The organism is Citrobacter sp. wls708 (assembly GCF_005281255.1).
Lineage (GTDB): Bacteria > Pseudomonadota > Gammaproteobacteria > Enterobacterales > Enterobacteriaceae > Citrobacter > Citrobacter werkmanii.
Window position 1 is genome coordinate 17,652 of sequence record NZ_SZXE01000015.1, and the last position, 22,232, is coordinate 39,883.

At 52.5% G+C, this 22,232-nt stretch carries 19 protein-coding genes; 8 read left to right on the forward strand and 11 right to left on the reverse strand.

Annotation, left to right across the window (positions count from 1 at the left end):
- Positions 1-20: 20 nt before the first annotated feature.
- From kdsA to hemA, 6 genes are read right to left on the reverse strand one after another with little or no spacing between them, the layout of a single operon-like run.
- The gene (gene kdsA / locus FDW97_RS05260) at positions 21-875 is read right to left on the reverse strand and encodes a 3-deoxy-8-phosphooctulonate synthase (protein WP_038641145.1); all 855 of its coding nucleotides are present in this window, start codon (positions 873-875) and stop codon (positions 21-23) included.
- 35 nt (positions 876-910) lie between these two features.
- On the reverse strand, positions 911-1,720 hold the full coding sequence (sirB1, locus tag FDW97_RS05265) for an invasion regulator SirB1 (protein WP_006684256.1): 810 nt from the start codon (positions 1,718-1,720) through the stop codon (positions 911-913).
- Positions 1,721-1,723: 3 nt separating this feature from the next.
- Positions 1,724-2,116, reverse strand: coding sequence for an invasion regulator SirB2 (gene sirB2, locus FDW97_RS05270; protein ID WP_085048083.1), 393 nt, complete (start codon positions 2,114-2,116; stop codon positions 1,724-1,726).
- Positions 2,113-2,946 (reverse strand): peptide chain release factor N(5)-glutamine methyltransferase, encoded by an 834-nt coding sequence (gene prmC, locus FDW97_RS05275; protein WP_085048082.1) that lies wholly within the window; start codon positions 2,944-2,946, stop codon positions 2,113-2,115. Before prmC ends, sirB2 begins: the two co-directional genes overlap by 4 nt.
- Entirely contained in the window at positions 2,946-4,028 is a 1,083-nt protein-coding gene (gene prfA, locus FDW97_RS05280; protein WP_038641152.1) for a peptide chain release factor 1, read from the reverse strand. Before prfA ends, prmC begins: the two co-directional genes overlap by 1 nt.
- Before the next feature lie 40 nt (positions 4,029-4,068).
- The gene (gene hemA / locus FDW97_RS05285) at positions 4,069-5,325 is read right to left on the reverse strand and encodes a glutamyl-tRNA reductase (RefSeq protein WP_038641154.1); all 1,257 of its coding nucleotides are present in this window, start codon (positions 5,323-5,325) and stop codon (positions 4,069-4,071) included.
- Positions 5,326-5,536: 211 nt separating this feature from the next.
- Between hemA and lolB the strand changes: the two genes are divergently transcribed.
- The 4 genes from lolB to dauA all read left to right on the forward strand — a co-directional run bounded on the left by lolB (position 5,537) and on the right by dauA (position 10,028).
- On the forward strand, positions 5,537-6,160 hold the full coding sequence (gene lolB, locus FDW97_RS05290) for a lipoprotein insertase outer membrane protein LolB (RefSeq protein ID WP_003020792.1): 624 nt from the start codon (positions 5,537-5,539) through the stop codon (positions 6,158-6,160).
- Positions 6,157-7,008 carry a 4-(cytidine 5'-diphospho)-2-C-methyl-D-erythritol kinase gene (gene ispE / locus FDW97_RS05295; RefSeq protein WP_137350734.1) on the forward strand — a complete coding sequence of 284 codons (852 nt, stop codon included), beginning with the start codon at positions 6,157-6,159 and terminating at the stop codon, positions 7,006-7,008. Before lolB ends, ispE begins: the two co-directional genes overlap by 4 nt.
- A gap of 265 nt (positions 7,009-7,273) precedes the next feature.
- Positions 7,274-8,221 (forward strand): ribose-phosphate diphosphokinase, encoded by a 948-nt coding sequence (gene prs, locus FDW97_RS05300; protein WP_001518537.1) that lies wholly within the window; start codon positions 7,274-7,276, stop codon positions 8,219-8,221.
- A 124-nt stretch (positions 8,222-8,345) separates the two neighbouring features.
- Entirely contained in the window at positions 8,346-10,028 is a 1,683-nt protein-coding gene (gene dauA / locus FDW97_RS05305) for a C4-dicarboxylic acid transporter DauA (protein WP_085048079.1), read from the forward strand.
- Positions 10,029-10,105: 77 nt separating this feature from the next.
- Here the strand turns inward: dauA and FDW97_RS05310 are convergent, their stop codons facing one another.
- Both FDW97_RS05310 and FDW97_RS05315 read right to left on the reverse strand, forming a co-directional pair.
- Positions 10,106-11,569, reverse strand: coding sequence for an aspartate aminotransferase family protein (locus FDW97_RS05310; protein ID WP_137350735.1), 1,464 nt, complete (start codon positions 11,567-11,569; stop codon positions 10,106-10,108).
- 15 nt (positions 11,570-11,584) lie between these two features.
- The gene (locus tag FDW97_RS05315; RefSeq protein WP_038641163.1) at positions 11,585-12,970 is read right to left on the reverse strand and encodes a diaminobutyrate--2-oxoglutarate transaminase; all 1,386 of its coding nucleotides are present in this window, start codon (positions 12,968-12,970) and stop codon (positions 11,585-11,587) included.
- A gap of 610 nt (positions 12,971-13,580) precedes the next feature.
- On the opposite strand from FDW97_RS05315, the gene lysC reads away from it, so the two are divergent.
- Positions 13,581-14,942, forward strand: coding sequence for a lysine-sensitive aspartokinase 3 (lysC, locus tag FDW97_RS05320; RefSeq protein WP_038641166.1), 1,362 nt, complete (start codon positions 13,581-13,583; stop codon positions 14,940-14,942).
- Between the two features lie 121 nt (positions 14,943-15,063).
- On the opposite strand, the gene ychH is transcribed toward lysC, so the two are convergent.
- Complete coding sequence (gene ychH / locus FDW97_RS05325) at positions 15,064-15,345, reverse strand: stress-induced protein YchH (RefSeq protein ID WP_003833480.1); 282 nt, start codon at positions 15,343-15,345, stop codon at positions 15,064-15,066.
- A gap of 275 nt (positions 15,346-15,620) precedes the next feature.
- Between ychH and pth the strand changes: the two genes are divergently transcribed.
- Both pth and ychF read left to right on the forward strand, forming a co-directional pair.
- Complete coding sequence (gene pth, locus FDW97_RS05330; protein ID WP_085048075.1) at positions 15,621-16,205, forward strand: aminoacyl-tRNA hydrolase; 585 nt, start codon at positions 15,621-15,623, stop codon at positions 16,203-16,205.
- A gap of 115 nt (positions 16,206-16,320) precedes the next feature.
- Positions 16,321-17,415: a redox-regulated ATPase YchF gene (ychF, locus tag FDW97_RS05335; RefSeq protein WP_038641169.1), complete on the forward strand. Its 1,095-nt coding sequence runs from the start codon at positions 16,321-16,323 to the stop codon at positions 17,413-17,415.
- Positions 17,416-17,621: 206 nt separating this feature from the next.
- On the opposite strand, the gene FDW97_RS05340 is transcribed toward ychF, so the two are convergent.
- The gene (locus tag FDW97_RS05340; RefSeq protein ID WP_085048074.1) at positions 17,622-18,734 is read right to left on the reverse strand and encodes a hypothetical protein; all 1,113 of its coding nucleotides are present in this window, start codon (positions 18,732-18,734) and stop codon (positions 17,622-17,624) included.
- A 23-nt stretch (positions 18,735-18,757) separates the two neighbouring features.
- The gene (locus tag FDW97_RS05345; protein ID WP_233593108.1) at positions 18,758-20,068 is read right to left on the reverse strand and encodes an MFS transporter; all 1,311 of its coding nucleotides are present in this window, start codon (positions 20,066-20,068) and stop codon (positions 18,758-18,760) included.
- A 367-nt stretch (positions 20,069-20,435) separates the two neighbouring features.
- On the opposite strand from FDW97_RS05345, the gene FDW97_RS05350 reads away from it, so the two are divergent.
- Positions 20,436-22,232, forward strand: coding sequence for a glycoside hydrolase family 2 protein (locus tag FDW97_RS05350; protein WP_085048073.1), 1,797 nt, complete (start codon positions 20,436-20,438; stop codon positions 22,230-22,232).

Genomic DNA, 22,232 nt, shown 5'->3' on the forward strand with positions numbered 1-22,232 from the left:
CCCCGGCCTGTTCAGTTGTCTTAGTTCTCAGTATCGAGCTCGTCGAAGCTTTTCACCAGGTCATCAATCGCTTTGATCTGCGTGAGGAACTGTTCCAGTTTCGCCAGCGGCAGTGCGGATGGGCCATCGCATTTCGCATTGGCTGGATCCGGATGCGCTTCAATAAACAGACCTGCCAGACCTACCGCCATGCCCGCGCGCGCCAGTTCAGTCACCTGACCACGACGGCCGCCGCTTGCGGCACCAAACGGGTCGCGGCACTGCAGCGCATGGGTGACGTCGAAAATCACCGGCGAATTGCCAGAGACCTTTTTCATCACGCTAAAGCCCAGCATATCCACAACCAGGTTGTCATAACCGAAGTTCGCGCCACGGTCACACAGGATAACCTTATCGTTACCGCCTTCATGGAATTTATCCACGATATTACCCATCTGACCCGGACTTACGAACTGCGGTTTTTTCACGTTGATAACGGCACCGGTTTTCGCCATCGCTTCCACCAGATCGGTCTGGCGAGCGAGGAATGCCGGCAGTTGAATCACATCCACCACGTCAGCAACAGGCTGTGCCTGGCTGGCTTCGTGAACGTCGGTGATCACTTTTACGCCAAAAGTTTGCTTCAGCTCCTGGAAGATTTTCATCCCTTCTTCAAGGCCCGGCCCACGGTAAGAGTGGATGGAAGAACGGTTGGCTTTATCAAAGGAGGCTTTGAACACGTAAGGGATACCCAGTTTTTGAGTAACGGTTACGTAGTGCTCACAAATGCGCATCGCCAGATCGCGGGATTCCAGCACGTTCATTCCGCCAAACAGCACGAACGGCAGGTCATTTGCCACGTTGATGTCGCCAATGCTAACCACTTTTTGTTTCATAGGATCGCCTTAAACGGTAGGTAAAGTGTCATTAATCAATGCAATACAATTTGTTTGTGCGAAATGGTATTAATCTGCGCACGAATCATTTCGCTGATCGGGTCTTCCGGACACTGCTCAACGAAATAACTTAAATCTGTCAGCGCAACATGTTCACACTCCAGTTGCGCATATATCAATCCCCGATCGCGTATTTCATACGGGTCTTCAGGATTAAACTGTAATAATGCTTCACTGGCTCGCAGCGCCAGTTCCATTTGCCGCTCTTCCATCAGCGATGATTTCAATGTGTCGAGCAGTTTGCGGATCACTTCTGCGTTATCCGCTTCATCCAGATCTTCATTGAACAGTTCCGCGACCGGGCTGATGTTCCCCTTCAGCCACACTTCCAGCGTGTGTTCATTTAACGTTTCGCCATTGAACGGATTGATTAGCCACATTTCGCCATCAAGCGATTCAATGCGCAGGATGAGTTGTGTCGGGAAAATCACCGGTACCAGCGGCAGATCAAGTCGGTTGGCAATCCATAATAAGATCGCGCCCAACGACACCGCACTGCCCTGACGATTTTTCAGAACCTGGTCGAGCCATAGTGCATCAGAAAGACGATAGACGCCGTGGGTATCCGTAAACCCCCATTCGCCGTAAAAAAGTGCCAGCAGTTTTTCCAGTTGCTCATCCTGAGACAGGAGCTGGCTAATTTCTTCTTGCGCCAGACTGACCAGACGTTCCAGTTCGTCATAGACAGTTTGTGTTGGAAAATCCAGACGGATAGACTCCGACGCCAGGATCATCCCATCACACAATGGCGCTTTATTAAATTCGAAATCAGCTAACGACCTCATGACTTACCCCAGTAACGGTATTTTTGTGGTGGCGAGTTTAATGATGATGTACAGCACCACCAACGCCAGCGGAAATGCGACTAATCGCGCCTGCTGGCTGCGCGCCCGACGGTAATCGAGCGCAATAAAACCCAAAACGATGTAAATGATAACCCCAAACAGCTTTTCAGTCAGCCATGTCCCTTGTTCGGTGAATGGCAGGATGTGCGTTTTAATCATTAACGCCACGCCGCTGACTAATAAAACGGTATCCACCACCGGCGGCACAATGCGCGTCCAGCGGGCACGGGCTAGACGCGCGTCGGTGTAACGCCACCAAAAACGCAGCGTCAGCAGACTAACGGAAAACGCAATGCTGATGAGATGAACGTTGAGTAACACACTGATGGTACTCATGATGGGATGCGTCCAAGCGTAATTCGCTCGTTGCCGCCATAATCACGGCAGGTTTCAACCGCCAGATAACCCGCGCGCGTAAAGGCATCGCGCACGGCCTCACCCTGCTGCCAGCCATGTTCCAGCAACAGATAGCCGCCGGGCGTTAACACGTGCTGAGACCGATCGATAATATGTACGATATCCGCCAGCCCCCGATCGCCCGCCACCAGCGCCGACAGCGGCTCAAAGCGCACATCGCCCTGCGCCAGATGCGGATCCTGTTCGTCGATGTACGGAGGATTGCTGACAATCATGTCAAACTGCTGCCCCTGCAAAGCGCTAAACCAGTCGCTTTGCAGCACGCGAACATTGCCGATAGCCAGGTGCTGCGTATTACGCATAGCCAGCGCCACGGCATCCGGCATCCGATCAACCGCCGTCACCGCGCAATCCGGACGCTCGGTTGCCAGCGCCAGGGCAATCGCGCCCGTACCGGTCCCCAGATCGAGAATGCGACATGCACAGGCTGGCAGGCGAGCCAGCGCCTGCTCCACCAGACACTCGGTATCCGGACGCGGAATCAGCGTGGCTGGCGATACAAACAGCGGCAGCGACCAAAACTCGCGAACGCCGGTTAAGTGCGCCACGGGTTCGCCCCGCTGACGCCGCTCCAGTAATGTGTCGAGCTGCTGACGCTGCGCCTCGGTTAACAGCGTTTCGCCAAAAGCCAGAATAAAGGTGCGCCCCTTACCGGTAACGAACTCGAGTAAAATCTCGGCGTCACGGCGCGGGCTTTCGCTTGCCGGTAATTGGCTTATCGCTTCACGCAGCCAGTGCTGATAGTCCATCAATCCTGCTCGGACAATGCCGCCAGTTGGTCGGCCTGGTATTCCTGGACAATTGGCTCAATGAGCATATCCAGTTTGCCTTCCATCGCTTCATCCAGACGGTAGAGCGTCAGGTTAATGCGGTGATCGGTCACGCGCCCCTGCGGGAAGTTATAGGTGCGGTTGCGATCGCTGCGATCGCCGCTGCCCAGCAGGTTGCGACGTTCAGAGGCTTCCGCCTGTTGACGCCTTGCCACTTCGGCCGCACGAATGCGCGCCCCCAGCACCGACATCGCTTTCGCTTTGTTTTTATGCTGTGAACGTTCGTCCTGACATTCCACCACGATGCCGGTTGGCAAGTGGGTAATACGGATTGCGGAGTCGGTGGTGTTAACGTGCTGGCCCCCTGCGCCTGATGAGCGGAAGGTATCAATACGCAGATCGGCCGGGTTGATGTCCGGCAGTTCAGCATCCGGCAGTTCCGGCATGACCGCGACCGTACAGGCAGAGGTGTGAATTCGTCCCTGTGATTCCGTCGCCGGTACGCGCTGCACGCGATGACCGCCGGACTCAAATTTCAGTCGGCCATAAACGCCTTCGCCGCTAATCTTGGCAATGACTTCTTTAAATCCGCCATGCTCGCCTTCGCTGGCGCTCATGATCTCAACCCGCCAGCGACGCGCTTCAGCGTAACGGCTGTACATGCGGAACAGATCGCCGGCAAACAGCGCCGCTTCATCACCACCGGTTCCCGCGCGCACTTCAAGGAAGGCGTTACGTTCGTCATCAGGATCTTTCGGTAACAGCAGAACCTGCAGGTGTTGTTCCAGCTGTTCACATTTCTCTTTTGCTTCGCGCAGTTCATCCTGCGCCATTTCACGCATTTCAGGATCGTCGAGCATCATCTGAGCCGTCTCGATATCTTCCTGAACCTGTTGCCAGTCCGTAAAACAGCGCGATACATCGCTTAATTGGGCATATTCGCGCGACAGTGCACGAAAACGTTCCTGGTCTGCGATAGTACCCGCATCGCCGAGCAGCGCCTGAACTTCTTCATGGCGTTCATGCAGGGCTTCCAGTTTGGCAACGATAGAAGGCTTCATAGGCGTAAATGCACCCTGTAAAAATAAGATTGGTGTGCTGCTACTCCAGCCCGAGGCTGTCGCGCAGAATATTCAGGCGTTCACTATCCCCGTCACGGGCGGCCTGTTGAAGTGATTTGGTTGGTGCATGGATTAGGCGGTTAGTCAGTTTCCAGGCCAGATCCTGCATAATGGCTTGCGCATCACCGCCCTGTTGAAGAGCGGCCAACGCTTTGGCGGTCAGTTCATCACGGATCTGTTCTGACTGACTGCGATACTCGCGGATAGTGTCGCTTGCGCCCTGGGCACGCAGCCAGGCCATAAACTCACTGGTTTCCTGCGCTACAATCGTTTCGGCTTCCACAGCAGCCGCTTTGCGCTGCGCCAGGTTATGCGAAATGATGCTTTGCAGATCGTCAACGCTGTACAAGTAGGCGTTGGACAATTTGCCCACTTCCGGCTCGACATCGCGCGGTACGGCGATATCCACCAGCAGCATAGGCTGGTTGCGACGGTTTTTAAGCGCACGCTCTACCATTCCTTTACCGATAATCGGCAGCGGACTGGCGGTTGAACTGATAATAATATCGGCATCCTGCAAGCGGGCGTCGATATCGCTCAATGAAATCACTTCGGCGCCGACTTCATCCGCCAGCACCTGCGCGCGTTCACGCGTACGGTTGGCGATGATCATATTCTTCACTTTGTGTTCGCGCAAATGACGCGCGACCAGCTCGATGGTCTCGCCTGCGCCGACTAACAGCACGGTTACCGTGGAGAGCGATTCAAAGATCTGCCGCGCCAGCGTACAGGCGGCAAAAGCCACGGAAACAGCGCTGGCGCCGATATCGGTTTCGGTACGGACACGTTTAGCGACAGAGAACGATTTCTGGAACATGCGCTCCAGCGCACTGGCGTTCTGGTGGCCTTTCTGCGAATCCGCAAAGGCTTTTTTCACCTGTCCCAAAATCTGCGGCTCGCCGAGCACCAGCGAATCCAGACCACTGGCAACGCGCATCAGATGGCTGACGGCGTCATTGTCCTGGTGCCAGTACAGGCTATTGCGCAGATCTTCTTCATTAAGATTATGGTATTCGCACAACCAGCGAATCAGCGCTTCTTGCAGGTTATCCTGCTCTTCCACGCTGAGGTAAATCTCTGTGCGGTTACATGTCGACAGCACTACCCCGCCCTGCACCATTGGCAGCGCTTGCAGGCTGTCCAGCGCCTGATCGAGCGTATCCGGCGAAAACGTTACGCGTTCTCGCAGCGATACAGGTGCCGTTTTATGGTTAATACCAAGCGCTAAAAGGGTCATGTGAGCGGGAATAGTACCAGCGTTGATAAGGTTAGACTGGGTGCATCATACAGGATGCGTGCGGTCAATAAAAGAGACAGCCCCCTTTTGGAGTAATAGCTTAGCGCACAAATTTAAGCGATTTAAGATAACTTGAACGTAGACGATGTCAGATGGTGGCGCTAGCATTGAGAGTTATAACTGCAACGTATCTCAAGGATTTGTCATCATTATGACCCTGCCTGATTTTCGCCTGATTCGCCTGCTGCCCCTTGCAGCCCTGGTTCTTAGTGCCTGTACCCTCAACGCGCCGAAAGGTCCCGGCAAAAGCCCCGATTCCCCGCAGTGGCGCCAGCACCAGCAGGAAGTACGCGCCCTGAACCAATATCAGACGCGCGGTGCGTTCGCTTATATCTCCGATCAACAGAAAGTGTATGCCCGCTTTTTCTGGCAGCAAACCGGACAGGATCGCTATCGTCTGCTGCTGACCAACCCGTTGGGAAGCACGGAACTGGAACTCAACGCGCAGCCGGGCAACGTTGAACTTGTCGATAACAAAGGTAAGCACTACACCGCCGACGACGCCGAAGAGATGATTGGTAAACTGACCGGCATGCCTATTCCGTTGAATAGCCTGCGCCAGTGGATCCTTGGTCTGCCGGGTGACGCTACCGATTACAAGCTCGACGACCAATATCGTCTGAGTGAAGTGAACTACAGCAAAGACGGTAAAAGCTGGAAAGTGGTCTATAGCGCCTACGACAGCAAAACGCAGCCTGCGATGCCGGCCAATATGGAGCTGTCCGACGGCTCCCAGCGTATTAAGCTGAAAATGGATAACTGGATTGTGAAATGATGAGCCATTGGCCCTCTCCGGCGAAACTGAATCTGTTTTTATACATTACCGGGCAGCGTGCGGACGGTTACCACACGCTGCAGACGTTATTCCAGTTTCTCGATTATGGCGACGAGATTGGCATCAATATGCGCCACGATGGTGAAATTCATCTCTTAACCCCGGTGGAAGGCGTTGCGCATGAAGATAACCTGATCGTGCGCGCGGCGCGTTTGCTGATGAAGACGGCGTCTGCGAGCGATCGCCTGCCCGCAGGAAGCGGCGCGGACATCAGTATCGAAAAACGCCTGCCGATGGGTGGCGGCCTGGGCGGTGGTTCGTCAAATGCGGCCACCGTTCTGGTGGCGCTGAATCATCTCTGGCAGTGCGGGCTTTCGGTTGATGAACTGGCGGCAATCGGCTTGACGCTGGGGGCGGATGTTCCCGTGTTCGTGCGCGGCCACGCGGCCTTTGCCGAAGGCGTGGGAGAAATCCTGACGCCGGTCGAGCCAGAGGAAAAATGGTATCTGGTCGCTCATCCGGGCGTCAGCATTCCAACGCCGGTCATTTTTAACGATCCTGACCTCCCGCGTAACACGCCAAAAAGGTCAATAAAAACGTTACTAAAATGTGAATTCGGCAATGATTGCGAGGTTATCGCAAGAAAACGTTTTCGCGAGGTTGATGCGGCGCTTTCCTGGCTGTTAGAATACGCGCCGTCGCGCCTGACTGGTACAGGGGCCTGTGTCTTTGCTGAATTTGATACAGAGTCTCGTGCTCGCCAGGTGCTTGAGCAAGCCCCGGAATGGCTCAAAGGCTTTGTGGCGAAAGGCGTCAACCTCTCCCCTTTGCATAGAGCGTTACTCTAAATCATTCGGGTTTCAGGAAAATGGCGAGATGACGGAGCGCCTGGCGCATACAACAGTATGTGCTGGTGTGAGGAATTAACGCCAACGCACATGAAACGCGAAGGATGAAGGGTAAACCGGGCAAGCTGAGTTGCGGTGACAACGTCACCCTGTTCCAGACGTTGCATCGCGCTCTTTAATACACCGCATGGAGAGGATACTGCCTGGCCCGCACAGTTTTCGGCAGATTCTTTCCACCAATGGACGCATGCCTGAGGTTCTTCTCGTGCCTGATATGAAGCTTTTTGCTGGTAACGCCACCCCGGAACTAGCACAACGTATTGCCAACCGCCTGTACACTTCACTCGGCGACGCCGCTGTAGGTCGCTTTAGCGACGGCGAAGTCAGCGTACAAATTAATGAAAATGTACGCGGTGGTGATATTTTCATCATCCAGTCCACTTGTGCCCCTACTAACGACAACCTGATGGAATTGGTCGTTATGGTTGATGCGCTGCGCCGTGCTTCCGCAGGCCGTATCACCGCCGTTATTCCTTACTTCGGCTATGCACGTCAGGATCGTCGCGTACGTTCCGCTCGTGTACCGATTACCGCTAAAGTCGTCGCTGATTTCCTGTCCAGCGTTGGCGTTGACCGCGTCCTCACCGTTGACCTGCATGCTGAACAGATCCAGGGCTTCTTTGACGTACCGGTTGATAACGTATTCGGTAGCCCGATCCTGTTAGAAGACATGCTGCAACTGAACCTGGACAACCCGATCGTGGTTTCTCCGGACATCGGTGGCGTCGTGCGTGCCCGTGCTATTGCTAAACTGCTGAACGATACCGATATGGCTATCATCGACAAACGTCGTCCGCGTGCGAACGTTTCTCAGGTGATGCACATCATTGGTGACGTTGCAGGTCGTGACTGCGTACTGGTTGATGACATGATCGATACCGGCGGTACGCTGTGTAAAGCAGCAGAAGCACTGAAAGAACGTGGTGCAAAACGCGTATTTGCTTACGCAACCCACCCGATCTTCTCCGGTAATGCGGCAAACAACCTGCGCAACTCAGTGATTGATGAAGTCGTTGTCTGTGACACTATTCCACTGACTGACGAAATCAAAGCACTGCCAAACGTGCGTACATTGACCCTGTCGGGTATGCTGGCCGAAGCGATTCGTCGTATCAGCAACGAAGAATCCATCTCTGCCATGTTCGAGCATTAATCGAGCCCGGCTCAAAAACCCGCTGCGGCGGGTTTTTTTATCTGTAATACTTATTTGTATGACTTTTGCCTCCTTCACCTGCCATTTAGTTGACAGATGATGCGCTCATGGATGAAACATTATTGTGAACAGATTATTTTCCTCACATGTGATGCCTTTCCGCGCCCTCATCGACGCTTGTTGGAAAGAAAAATATACCGCTTCTCGCTTTACCCGTGACCTGATCGCCGGGATAACCGTGGGGATCATTGCCATTCCTCTGGCAATGGCCCTGGCAATAGGCAGTGGCGTTGCGCCGCAGTACGGTCTGTATACCTCCGCCGTCGCTGGGATTGTTATCGCTCTCACCGGGGGGTCGCGTTTTAGCGTCTCTGGCCCAACCGCCGCCTTCGTGGTGATCCTGTATCCGGTGTCGCAACAGTTTGGGCTGGCAGGCCTGCTGGTTGCCACGCTCATGTCCGGGATATTTCTGATCCTTTTCGGCCTCGCCCGCTTTGGTCGCCTGATCGAATATATTCCCGTGTCGGTTACGTTAGGCTTTACGTCGGGTATTGGTATCACCATCGGTACCATGCAGATTAAAGATTTTCTTGGCCTGCAAATGGCCCATGTACCGGAGCACTACCTGCAAAAAGTTGGTGCGCTGTTTATGGCCTTGCCGACCATCAACTTCGGCGATGCCGCCATTGGCGTTGTAACGCTGGGGATCCTGATTTTCTGGCCTCGTTTGGGGATCCGACTACCGGGCCACCTTCCTGCACTGCTGGCAGGCTGTGCGGTAATGGGAATTGTGAACCTGACCGGTGGTCACGTTGCGACCATCGGTTCCCAGTTCCACTACATTCTGGCTGACGGCTCACAGGGTAACGGTATCCCGCAGTTGCTGCCGCAACTGGTATTACCGTGGAATATGCCGGAGTCAAACTTTACCCTGAGCTGGAGTTCGTTACAGGCGCTGTTACCGGCAGCCTTCTCGATGGCGATGCTGGGGGCGATTGAATCTCTGCTGTGCGCCGTCGTCCTCGACGGGATGACCGGCACCAAGCATAAAGCCAACAGCGAGCTGATTGGTCAGGGGCTGGGTAACATCGTCGCGCCGTTCTTTGGCGGTATCACCGCCACGGCGGCAATTGCCCGTTCTGCGGCCAACGTCCGCGCCGGGGCAACCTCACCCATTTCTGCGGTCATCCACGCGATTCTGGTGATCCTGGCGCTATTGGTTTTAGCGCCGCTGCTTTCCTGGCTACCGCTTTCCGCCATGGCCGCACTGCTGCTGATGGTGGCATGGAACATGAGTGAAGCCCACAAAGTGGTGGATCTGCTGCGCCATGCGCCAAAAGACGACATCATCGTCATGCTGATGTGTATGTCGCTGACGGTGCTGTTCGACATGGTTATCGCCATCAGCGTCGGGATCGTTCTCGCCTCTCTGCTGTTTATGCGCCGTATTGCGCGTATGACGCGTCTGGCGCCGGTCAACGTTGATGTACCAGGCGATGTTCTGGTGCTACGCGTCATCGGCCCGCTGTTCTTTGCCGCAGCGGAGGGATTATTTACCGATCTCGAGTCGCGTATTGCGGGTAAACGCATTGTGGTATTGAAGTGGGACGCAGTCCCGGTGCTGGATGCCGGTGGTCTGGACGCCTTCCAGCGTTTTGTTAAACGTCTGCCGGAAGGTTGCGAATTACGTATCAGTAACCTGGAGTTCCAGCCGCTACGTACTATGGCGCGCGCGGGTATTCAGCCTATACCAGGACGTCTGACGTTCTTCCCGAATAAAGACGCTGCACTCGCAGACATCATCTAACCCGTCGCGGGTCGTCGAAGCGCTACAGATAAAAAAAATGGCTCCCGCGGGAGCCATTTTTATACCAAGCTTAATGCTTACGCTTTCAGCAGTTGCTCAGCCGTCGCCTTCACGCTCGCCAGCAGGACTTTCACATCCTCCAGGCACACGGTCGGGTTCAGCAGCGTCAGCTTCAGGCAGGTGATGCCATCGGCTTCGGTGACGCCGACGTTGGCGCTACCGGAAGCCAGCAGCACGTCGCCGATACGCTGGTTGAGCAGCGCAACAAACGCCAAATCGTCGCTTGCCGGACGGAAGCGGAACAGCACGCTTGCCAGTTGCGGCTCCATCACCAGCTCCAGATGCGGCTGGGTTTTCACAAACTCAGCCACATCGCGGGCCAGCGTGACGCCGTTATCGATAATTTCGGCATACTGCTTTTTACCCAGCGCTTCGAGACCCATCCACAGCTTCAGCGCGTCGAAACGGCGCGTGGTCTGCAGCGACTTCGACACCAGGTTCGGCACGCCGTGCTCTTCATCGAAATCAGAGTTCAGGTACGCCGCCTGGTAGCGCATCAGCTCGTAGTGACGCGCGTCTTTTAACAGGAACGCGCCACAGCTGATGGTCTGGAAGAACTGTTTGTGGAAGTCCAGCGTCACGGAATCTGCCAGTTCAAGACCGTTCAGGAAGTGACGATACTGCTCAGACAGCAGTAACGCCCCGCCCCACGCCGCATCGACGTGCATCCAGATCTGATGCTCTGCCGCCAGCGCCGCGATATCGGCTAACGGATCGATTGCGCCCGCATCGGTCGTCCCGGCCGTGGCGACAATCGCCATCACCTGCTCGCCGTTGGCTTGCGCCTGGGCCAGCTTGTCTTTTAGGTCAGCGAGATCCATACGTGAGAACGCATCGGTCTTCACCTGAGTGACGGAACGGTAGCCCAGCCCCATCAACGCCATGTTTTTCTGCACGGAGAAGTGCGCGGTTTCAGAGCAAAACACTTTGATTTTGCTCAGGTCGCCGGTCAGACCATTCTGCTGAATGGAGTGCCCCTGACGGGCAAAGAACGCGTCGCGCGCCAGCATCAGGCCCATCAGGTTACTCTGGGTGCCGCCGCTGGTGAACACGCCCGCATCACCTGCCGCATAGCCCACCTGCTCACGCAGCCATTCGATCAGTTTGATCTCAATGATCGTGGCCGACGGGCTTTGGTCCCAGGAGTCCATGCTCTGGTTAGTGGCGTTGATCAGCACTTCCGCCGCCTGGCTAATCACCAGGCTTGGGCAGTGCAGGTGCGCCACGCACTGCGCATGGTGAACCAACAGGCTGTCTTTGAGAAAGTATTCAACCGCACGCTCAATAGCGGCCTGGTTGCCCAGGCCCTGAGACGTAAAATTCAGGTTGATACGTTCGCGCAGCTGTTCAACGGTTTTGCCCTGATACATCTCAGGCTGCTTCAACCATTCAACGACCGCTTGCGTACTCTGCTCGATAGCGTCCTGGTAGGCAGCAATGCTCTGCGCCGAGCCGGACAGAATCGGGTTTACGTCTGACATTCGATCCAACTCCGTTTAAACCGGCTTTACGCCAGCGCCCAGCAGGGCGTTTTCGAATTTATCGAGGAACACTTCCAGCTCAGCGTTAGTGATCAGCAGAGATGGCAGCAGGCGCAGTACGCAACCGTTACGGCCGCCACGCTCCAGAATCAGCCCGTTTTCGAAGCATTTTTTCTGCAGCAGCGCAGACAGCTCGCCATCGGCCGGGTAGCAGCCCATGTGATCCTGCGCTTCGTTCGGCTTAACGATTTCCAGACCGATCATCAGACCCAGACCGCGCACCTGGCCAATCACCGGATAGCGTTTCTGCAGGTCAGCCAGTTTGCCTTTCAGCCACTCGCCCTGGGCGGCAACTTTGTCGGCAATCTTGTCGTCTTTAAGGATCTTCAGCGTTGTCAGGCCAGTCGCCATCGCAAGCTGGTTGCCGCGGAAGGTACCGGTATGGTGGCCCGGAGCCCACGCATCGAACTGCTTCTTAATTCCCAGAACCGCCAGTGGCAGACCGCCGCCCACCGCTTTGGACATGACGATGATGTCTGGCTCGATACCCGCATGTTCGAAGGCGAACAGCTTACCGGTACGCGCGAAGCCTGCCTGGACTTCATCGATGATCAGCAGAATGCCGTGTTCCTGAGTGACTTTACGGATGCGCTGTAACCACTCGACCGGCGCCGGGTTCACGCCGCCTTCGCCCTGCACGGCTTCAAGGATCACCGCAGCCGGTTTACGCACGCCGCTTTCAACGTCGTTGATCAGGTTTTCGAAGTAGTAAGTTAATGCTTTCACGCCAGCCTCACCGCCGATACCCAGCGGGCAGCGGTACTGATGTGGATACGGCATAAACTGCACTTCCGCCATCATGTTGCTGACGGCTTCTTTCGGCGACAGGTTGCCGGTTACGGACAGCGCGCCGTGGGTCATCCCGTGGTAGCCGCCGGAGAAGCTGATAATGCTGGAACGACCGGTTACTTTCTTCGCCAGCTTCAGCGCCGCTTCAACGGCATCGGCACCGGACGGCCCGGTGAACTGCAGGCAATACTCTTTGCCCTGGCCCGGTAATAAAGACAGTAAATAAGATGAAAATTCATCTTTTAACGGCGTGGTAAGATCAAGCGTATGTAACGGTAAGCCGCTTGTGATGACACTTTGAATGCTCTGCAGCACTTCAGGATGATTGTGACCGAGCGCCAGGGTACCGGCACCTGCAAGACAATCAAGATATTGATTATTTTCTACGTCAGTAATCCAGACGCCTTGCGCTTTCGCAATCGCTAATGGCAGTTTACGTGGATAGCTGCGGACATTAGATTCAAACTCAGCCTGTCTTGCTAAAAAGGTATCATTGCTCTGCGGTAATGAATTAGCACTTAAAGTATCAATACGGACTTTATCCGTCATCATATCACTCCTACAACCAGGTGTAGATTAACGCCTGATTGAATAAATGGTTATAAGGATTACCTGTAAAAAAGCGCGGCTAATATATGTTGTTTTAGCACAGGACTCAATCATTTATTTTCCAACGTCTTAAATGAGCATTTTTACCTTAAAATTCAAAGCATAAAGCACATCCAACATTAGGAAAACATAAACAAATATAGCTATTTATTTTACAAAATTGTTGCCAGTCGCAACGTATACGATGTTATAAAAACCATGAGGTTTTCATGTTTTTATTATTTTTTACATGTTTTTACCATTAATAATGTACGCGTTTATTCACTACGACATGATTTTTCACTTATTTTTCGATAAATCGAATAAAAAAGTCGATCCCTAAATATAAATCACTTAGTATGGCGCGCTTATTTACAGGCTCTGTAAATAAAGAACTAATGCGCAGCACCCGGTAACGCGTACAGGCGACACGCGTTATCGACAACAGGTATTCCCTGGGTTGTCAGCAGAAATGTTCGCGGGCGGACATTTCGTAAGGAGAACGTGCGTTCCCTTATGCCGAGAATGAAAATTTTCTAGCCATACTTTTATGGCGCCCTGATATGAGATTGTTATGACTCGCATTTATCCACCATCCGTCGTTGCCAAATTTGGCGGCACCAGCGTCGCTGATTTTGATGCGATGAACCGCAGCGCCAGCATTGTTCTTGCTGATCAAGATGTCCGTTTAGTCGTTTTGTCTGCTTCCGCAGGCGTAACAAACTTACTGGTCGAGCTTTCTGAAGGTCTGGAAACACATCAACAATTAGATAAGCTTGAGACGTTACGCGCCATCCAATACAACATTATTTCCCGCCTGAAGCAGCCGTCCGTTATCAGCACGGAAATCGATAATCTTCTCAACAACATACGCCGCCTTGCAGAAGCGGCGACGGTTTCACCGTCCGATGCGCTAAGCGATGAGTTAGTCAGCCACGGCGAACTGATGTCCTCTTTGCTGTTTACTGAAGTATTACGTGAACGGCACGCCGAAGCCGGGTGGTTTGACGCCCGCAGCGTAATGCGTACCAACTCGAACTACGGCTGCGCTGAACCGGATCTCAGCACCCTGCACTACCAGGTGGAGACTCATCTGCGCCCGCGTCTTGAACAGGCTATTATGGTTACCCAGGGATTTATTGGTCGCGACGCAGGCGGGCATACCACAACGCTGGGACGCGGCGGGAGTGATTACACCGCCACGCTACTTGGTGAGGCGCTGCACGCCGCACGTGTGGACATCTGGACTGACGTTGCCGGGATCTACACCACCGATCCGCGCATTGCACCACGGGCCAAACGGATCGACCATATCTCATTTTCCGAGGCCAGCGATATGGCCGCCTACGGTGCGAAGGTTCTTCACCCGGCGACGCTGCTGCCTGCCATGCGGAAAAACATTCCGGTCTTTGTTGGCTCAAGTAAAGATACTTCTGCCGGTGGTACGCTGGTGCACAACACCACCGATAATCCACCGCGTTATCGGGCACTCGCCGTGCGCCGTAAACAGACGCTATTACGATTACACAGTTTGCAGACACAACCGCCCTGTGCTTTTCTGGCGCAGGTATTTGCCATTTTATCCCACCACGCGGTGGCAGTGGATTTGGTCACAACATCAGAAAATTGTATTGCGCTGGCGCTGGACGCCACTCATGCGACATCGGGTGAGGACCATATACTGAGCACGGCATTGTTTACCGCATTGTCCTCCCACTGTCGGGTGGAAGTGGAAACCGGACTGGCATTAGTCACTTTGGTGGGCAATAAACTGACCCAGGCTGCGGGGGTTTGCAAAGACGTTTTTGCCTGGCTCGAAGAGCATACGGTACGCATGATTTGCCACGGCGCATCAAACGATAACCTGTGCATTTTGTTACCGGCCGATGCGGCGGATAGCGCGGTTAAGACGTTACATTATCGATTATTCGAATAACATCTCTGCAAATGCGCAGCGAAGATAAGCGCATTTATCCAGGACAACATGAACAAGCAGAGGACTGGTTTTCAACCAGGACTCTGCCCGCAAACAGTGGCTCTCGCAGCGGAGAGGCTATTTAGTTGTGACGATGATTGGTATCACCGCGACGGCAGCGTTTGTCATAATGACGTACCCACCAGTAACGGTCACTGATTTGTTCGTGCCCGCCGACTCTGGCCCCCGCTAACCAGAGAACTCCACCGACAAAAATACTGAGCACGGCACCATGTGCGAAAAACTGTGGCAGATTAAATTGCGGCAATTGGTTTAAAATAGAGTAACCAACGCCACCCACCATCACCACCAACCCTAAAGCCATGAGCACGTTACCGAGTAACGAAGCGTTTTTGCGTTTCATGTGTCACCTCCGGAACTTTGGGTTGTTACAGGGAATACCCCTAATCCTTATGTGTAAAGTATAGACAACACTGCCGTTCGCAAGTGCGGGAGCGATCACAATTACAAACACCCGCGCAACAAAACTTTACAAATAAGCTACTGAACACACTCAATTTCTAATAGTCCAGTTTCGCAATTATTCAGTTTTCTGAGGATAAGCACGCAGTTTTTTGTCAAGCGCAGCGCCAGACAGTAAACTACACGTCGTTTATAGATACATTCAGGACAAAACACGTGTCGATTAAATTGATTGTCGGTCTGGCAAACCCCGGCGCAGAATATGCGGCAACGCGGCATAACGCCGGTGCTTGGTATGTTGATCTACTGGCAGAGAGACTACGCGCTCCCCTGCGCGATGAGCCGAAATTCTTCGGCTACACCTCCAGGGTTACGCTCGAAGGCGAAGATGTCCGCCTGCTGGTGCCGACCACATTTATGAATCTGAGCGGCAAGGCGGTCGGCGCGATGGCCAGTTTTTATCGCATCAACCCTGATGAAATTTTGGTTGCGCATGACGAACTAGACCTGCCGCCAGGGGTGGCGAAATTTAAGCTTGGCGGTGGTCATGGCGGACATAATGGCCTGAAGGACATCATCAGCAAGTTAGGCAATAACCCTAACTTTCATCGTTTACGCGTTGGAATTGGCCATCCGGGCGATAAAAACAAAGTTGTCGGATTTGTTTTAGGCAAACCGCCTGTTTCTGAACAGAAGTTAATTGATGAAGCGATTGACGAAGCGGTCCGTTGTACCGAGATTTTGTTCAAAGATGGCCTGACTAAAGCAACGAGCCGGTTACATACCTTTAAAGCGCAATAAGCAGCGATGTGCGGCATTTTGCTCGCGTGCTGTGTATAATAGGCAAAGTTATTTACTTTTCTACAATCTGTTTTCCATAACAGATTGAATATCAAAAGATTAAGGTGATTTAAACATGGGATTCAAATGCGGTATCGTCGGTTTGCCAAACGTAGGCAAATCCACCCTGTTCAACGCGCTCACAAAAGCGGGTATTGAAGCGGCAAACTTCCCGTTCTGTACTATCGAGCCGAACACGGGTGTTGTCCCGATGCCCGATCCGCGTCTGGATCAGCTGGCCGAAATCGTCAAACCGCAGCGCATCCTGCCAACCACGATGGAATTCGTTGATATCGCGGGCCTTGTAAAAGGCGCCTCTAAAGGTGAAGGTCTGGGTAACCAGTTCCTGACTAACATCCGCGAAACCGAAGCTATCGGCCACGTGGTGCGCTGCTTTGAGAACGACAACATCATCCACGTTAATAACAAAGTGGATCCGGCTGACGATATTGATGTTATCAATACCGAACTGGCGCTGTCCGATCTGGATACCTGTGAACGCGCTATTCATCGCGTACAGAAAAAAGCCAAAGGCGGCGACAAAGACGCCAAAGCTGAACTGGCTGCCCTGGAAAAATGCCTGCCGCAGTTGGAAAACGCTGGCATGCTGCGCGCGCTGAAAAATCTGACTGACGAAGATAAAGCGGCCATCAAATACCTGAGCTTCCTGACGCTGAAGCCGACCATGTATATCGCCAACGTCAACGAAGACGGTTTTGAAAACAACCCGTACCTCGACAAGGTACGCGAAATCGCCGCTGCTGAAGGTTCCGTGGTGGTAGCTGTTTGCGCCGCCGTTGAAGCCGACATCGCAGAGCTGGACGATGCCGACCGTGAAGAGTTTATGGCCGAGATGGGTCTGGAAGAACCGGGACTGAACCGCGTGATCCGCGCAGGCTATGAGCTGCTGAATCTGCAGACCTATTTCACCGCGGGCGTGAAAGAAGTACGTGCATGGACCATCCCTGTCGGCGCTACCGCTCCGCAGGCGGCCGGTAAAATTCACACCGACTTCGAGAAAGGATTCATCCGTGCACAGACTATCGCGTTTGAAGACTTCATCACCTACAAAGGTGAGCAAGGCGCGAAAGAAGCCGGTAAGATGCGTGCAGAAGGGAAAGATTACATCGTGAAAGATGGCGATGTGATGAACTTCCTGTTCAACGTCTAATTCGTTTCTGTTGTCTCATGCGATCTCAGTGAATCGCATGAAAAATGGAAAACCCCATAAAATCCACGCAATTGCGTGGATTTTTCATTTCAGAGAGTCTCAACTTTTACATTAAAATCTATCAATAACAGTATGACGTGCCCATAGACGCCCCTTGCGGGATGATTTATCTATGGGCCAGAGACACTTAGCTATAGGAAAGAAAATTACAGGGACGGGGCTTTGAAATACCCTATACCAATCGTCTTACGGAAACGCCAGTTCTGCCATTGCGGCCATAATACCTGGGCGATCATCGCAATCGCTATCCAGCGGAACCAGGTCGCAAAAGTATTACTGTAGCCCTGCGGCTCTTTGTAACCCTTCACCCATCCATCGTAACCGCGCTCACCAAGCAGGGTGTCCGGGAACCCTCCATCTGCATTCTGGAAATCCAGTAATGCCACCAACATACGACGCAGCCAGTGTTCAATTTCATCACGACGATGCGGACAGCGCGTATGGCCGTGCGCCAGAATATCGATAATATCGACATCAATACAGCTGCTGCGGATGGCTAAGGGCTGCTCCAGGCAGCGGCTCATTGACTGGTTAAAATTGGGAATATCTTCCTCAAGGGCATAGAACACGTGCAAATTATGCGTTGCACCGCAGAGCGCAAATAGAAGTGCCTCCTGGCTGAACTGCTGCCCGGGTCCCCAGAAACCGGAATAGGGTTCACTCTGCTGGTTATGCCAGAAAATCATATCCTGTAATCGCTGCGCCGCGGGTCCCTGCGGATCGCGTTGCTTTTCAAGCAGCAGGAAGCTGCCAATATTGACGATGTTGTTACCTTCAAGCCACGGATCGCGCATGTCACGTTGAGCCAGCCATGCCCAAAAATACTGAGGATCGAGATACGGTTTTATAAAAGGCAGTTCCAGCCTGTTGAGCTGATCAAGCACTTCCAGCGCCCCCATACAGTAATTCGTCGCGTGAAAACGCATGTACTGGCGCGTTTTATTGGCATCCGGGCCTTTCCATGTTTCGCTCCAGTTTAAGCCCGGCAGTTCGAAATATCCGTCCTCCCGTTGATGGCGCAATATCCAGTCCGCCAGCGCTTTTTTCTCCGGGATGTTATCTCCTAATAACGCGCGCGCCATCGTACCATCATAAGTTCCTGGCAGAAGCATTTGCGGCCATTGTTCAGCCTGGTGTCGTTCGCTCACACGCAATACGCCCGGGGTTGCGTTCTGAAGTTGCATGCTTTTTAACCAAAGCAGACTTTTATCTTTAGCCGCAAGAATACGTTCCTGTAATAAATTATCGGTTAATGACATTTTTTGTACCTGTGAGATCAATATTATTTAAATTTAGCAACCGACATGGTTGGAATTAATACGTGCATAATCAGGAAACCCAGCAGATAGGCAAATCCGCCCATCAGGAAAATAGACCAGTAGCTGCCCGTAGCCTGCAAAATATGTCCTGTCGCTTGGGTAAAGAGAATGGAACCAAGCGAGCCTACCAGGCAGCCGATACCTACCACGGCACCCACCGCTTGTTTAGGAAACATATCCGATACGCTGGTATAAAGATTGACGGACCAACCCTGATGCGCCGCGACGGCAATACCAATTAACGTTACCGCCACCCACAGATTAGAAACGTTGGAGACCAATAAAATCGGGAGCACGCAGATTGCGCATAATAATAAGGTGAACTTACGCGCCTTATTTACTGCTATTCCACGGTTAACCATCCATGCCGGGAGATAGCCTCCTGCAAGACCGCCAAGTGTTGCCAGCACATTGATGAGCACCAACGGCATCGCCATATGGGCCATATCAATATCGCGAGCGTCGTGTAGCCACTTCGGGATCCAGAAGAGGAAGAACCAAAAAATAGGGTCGGTAAGGAATTTACAGACGGCGAATGCCCAGGTTTGCTTATATTTCAGCAGCCCTAACCAGCTTATTTTTTGCGTGGTTTGCGCTGCCGTCTCAGCATCATCATCCTGATGGATCCAGGCCAATTCTTCTTTGTTTACTTTCTTAACTTTCTCCGGTTTTCCATACAGCAGTAGCCAGAAAGCAATCCAGATAAGCCCTACCGCGCCCGTCACGATAAAGGCTTCACGCCAGCCCCACTGTAAGGCTATCCAGGGAATAATGACCGGCGCAAACACATTCCCGACATTAGAGCCAGCGTTAAATATGCCCGTTGCGAATGCGCGCTCTCGTTTGGGAAACCACTCTGCGGTTACCTTCACGGCTGAAGGGAAGTTGGCGCTTTCACCCAGTCCAAGAAAGATGCGTGCGTAAATAAACCCAACAACCGTACCGACCATGCCGTGCGCCATCGCCGCGATACTCCAGAGTGCGAGTGCAATGGGCAAGACCAGGCGGGCGCCATAAACATCAACAATACGTCCGCACAGAAATAAGCCTACCGCATAGGCCGCCTGAAATGCGGTAACAATATTTCCGTACTCAATCTCATTCCAGCCAATATCCTTCTGGAGCATTGGCGCGAGCAAACCTAAAATAGATCTGTCGAGATTATTAATGGTGACGGAAAAAAAGAGTAATGCGCAAATTGTCCATCGATATCGACTGGTTGTCGATCCTGCCTTTACTGCCTCATTACTGACACCGCTTTGCAACTGCCCCATCGTATTTCCTCCGTCACGATAAGATAATGTATCCAAACAGACCCAATACAAATAACTGTTAACTTTTCGCCATTGTAAGTGACCGGGTCAGAGTCCGTGACGGGTTAGAAATGGAATTGAGATCCCCGAAGTTCCCCTCTGAATTTATGTGAGTAATATCGCTCCCCGTAAATGCTAATGTGATAAAGATCACGCTGATAAAATTTATAATGAGATGTCGATCACGTGAAAACACGCTCCATTTTCGACATCCATCACATTTACAGTTTTTTCCCACTTTCGATTCCGTCAGTGATTGAGGAAGCAGCCCTGAGTATGAATTTGAACCGTTATCCTTCAGAAACACCTCATTTAGGAAGGATATCTCATGCTGGAAAAATCGGACCTGGCTGAAAATGCCGTAGAGTGCTTACACAACGAGCAATATGACATTCCGTACAATACGCAGAATTTTAATCACACCAATCTGTTGTTCACCGGGGGGCGTGACAGTGAAAGCCTGAGTGGCGAGTGGCGCTTTACGCTGGATCTCCATGACACCGGGCTAAGACAAAAGTGGCATCTTCTGGAAAAACGCGATCCTGAAACGCGCCGCGATCCTTACGACTACGATCCTTTTGCTGGCAATTCCGTACTGGTTCCGGGATGCTGGCAGATGATGAACGAAAAGTGGTTCTACTTTGAGGGGAGCGCCTGGTATACCCGCGAAATCGATTATATCGAACGGGATGCGGACGAACGTGTTTTCTTGCGCATTGGCGCGGCTAACTACGATTGCAAAGTATTCCTCAACCACCAATTTATTGGCAACCATTATGGTGGCTCCACTCCATTTTGCGCAGAGTTAACCTCCGAAATTCAGCAGGGAAATAATGTGCTGATGATCTGCGTAAATAATACGCGTACCACTGATCGTTTACCCTTACGAAATAACGACTGGTTTAACTATGGCGGGATATACCGTGAAATTGAACTGTATCGCACCCCGCCATCCTATATCCGGGATCTGTTTGTCTATTTAGTGCCTGATGGGAAATATAACCGGATCGCGGTAAAAATTGCCGTGGAAGGAGAAGCGAAGGAGGTTAACTTAACGATCTCAGAGCTGGGTATTGCCGTCATGCTTCCAGTGATTAACGGCGTGGCGAACGCAGAGCTGTCTGCCATGCCGCAGATCTGGTCCCCTGACCGTCCCAAATTATATCGCGTGATAGCATCGCTGGGACGTGACTACGTGAGCGATCGTGTCGGCTTCAGGCAAATAGAGGTCGTGGGGACGGATATTCGTCTGAACGGCCAGTCACTCTATCTTCGCGGCGTTAACTGTCACGAAGACGATCTTCTGTCCGGAAAAATGACCAGTGAAGCAGATATCCGCCGCCGGTTTCACCATGCAAAAGAGCTTAACTGCAACTACCTGAGGCTGGCACATTATCCACATCATGAGATGGCGGCTCGCATAGCGGATGAAGTCGGCTTGTTGCTCTGGGAAGAGATCCCAAACTACTGGGCGATAGATTTTAAAAATCCGGCTACCCAGCGCGATGCACATAATCAGCTGATGGAGCTGATTTATCGCGACCGTAACCGTGCCAGCGTGATTATCTGGTCGGTCGGCAATGAAAACGCGGATACCGATGAACGGCTGGACTTTATGACCATGCTGGTTGACGCCGCTCGTCAGGCCGATCCAAGCCGTTTAATTTCTGCCGCCTGCCTTGTTAACCATGCCAAAATGAAGATTGAAGATCGCCTGGCGGATCATCTCGATATTATCGGCCTTAACGAGTATTACGGCTGGTATGAAGAGAATTTCGACGATCTGATTATGCTGGGAGAAAATTCATCACCCTCTAAACCCGTCGTTATTACCGAAACCGGGGCTGAAGGGGTTATCGGTGATAATGCGCCGACGTCAGGGCCGTTCTCGGAAAACTATATGGCGGAGGTATATCGCAAGCAGACCGAATATTTGCCAAAACTTAATTACGTTCGGGGTTTTACCCCGTGGTTATTGTATGACTACCGGACAGAACGCCGTCAGAATCCCTATCAGAAGGGATTCAATTGCAAGGGCCTTATTACCGCTGACAAGGTAACGCGTAAAAAAGCATTTTATATCCTGCGTGATTTTTACCAACAGCTTAAAAACACTGACGCGTAA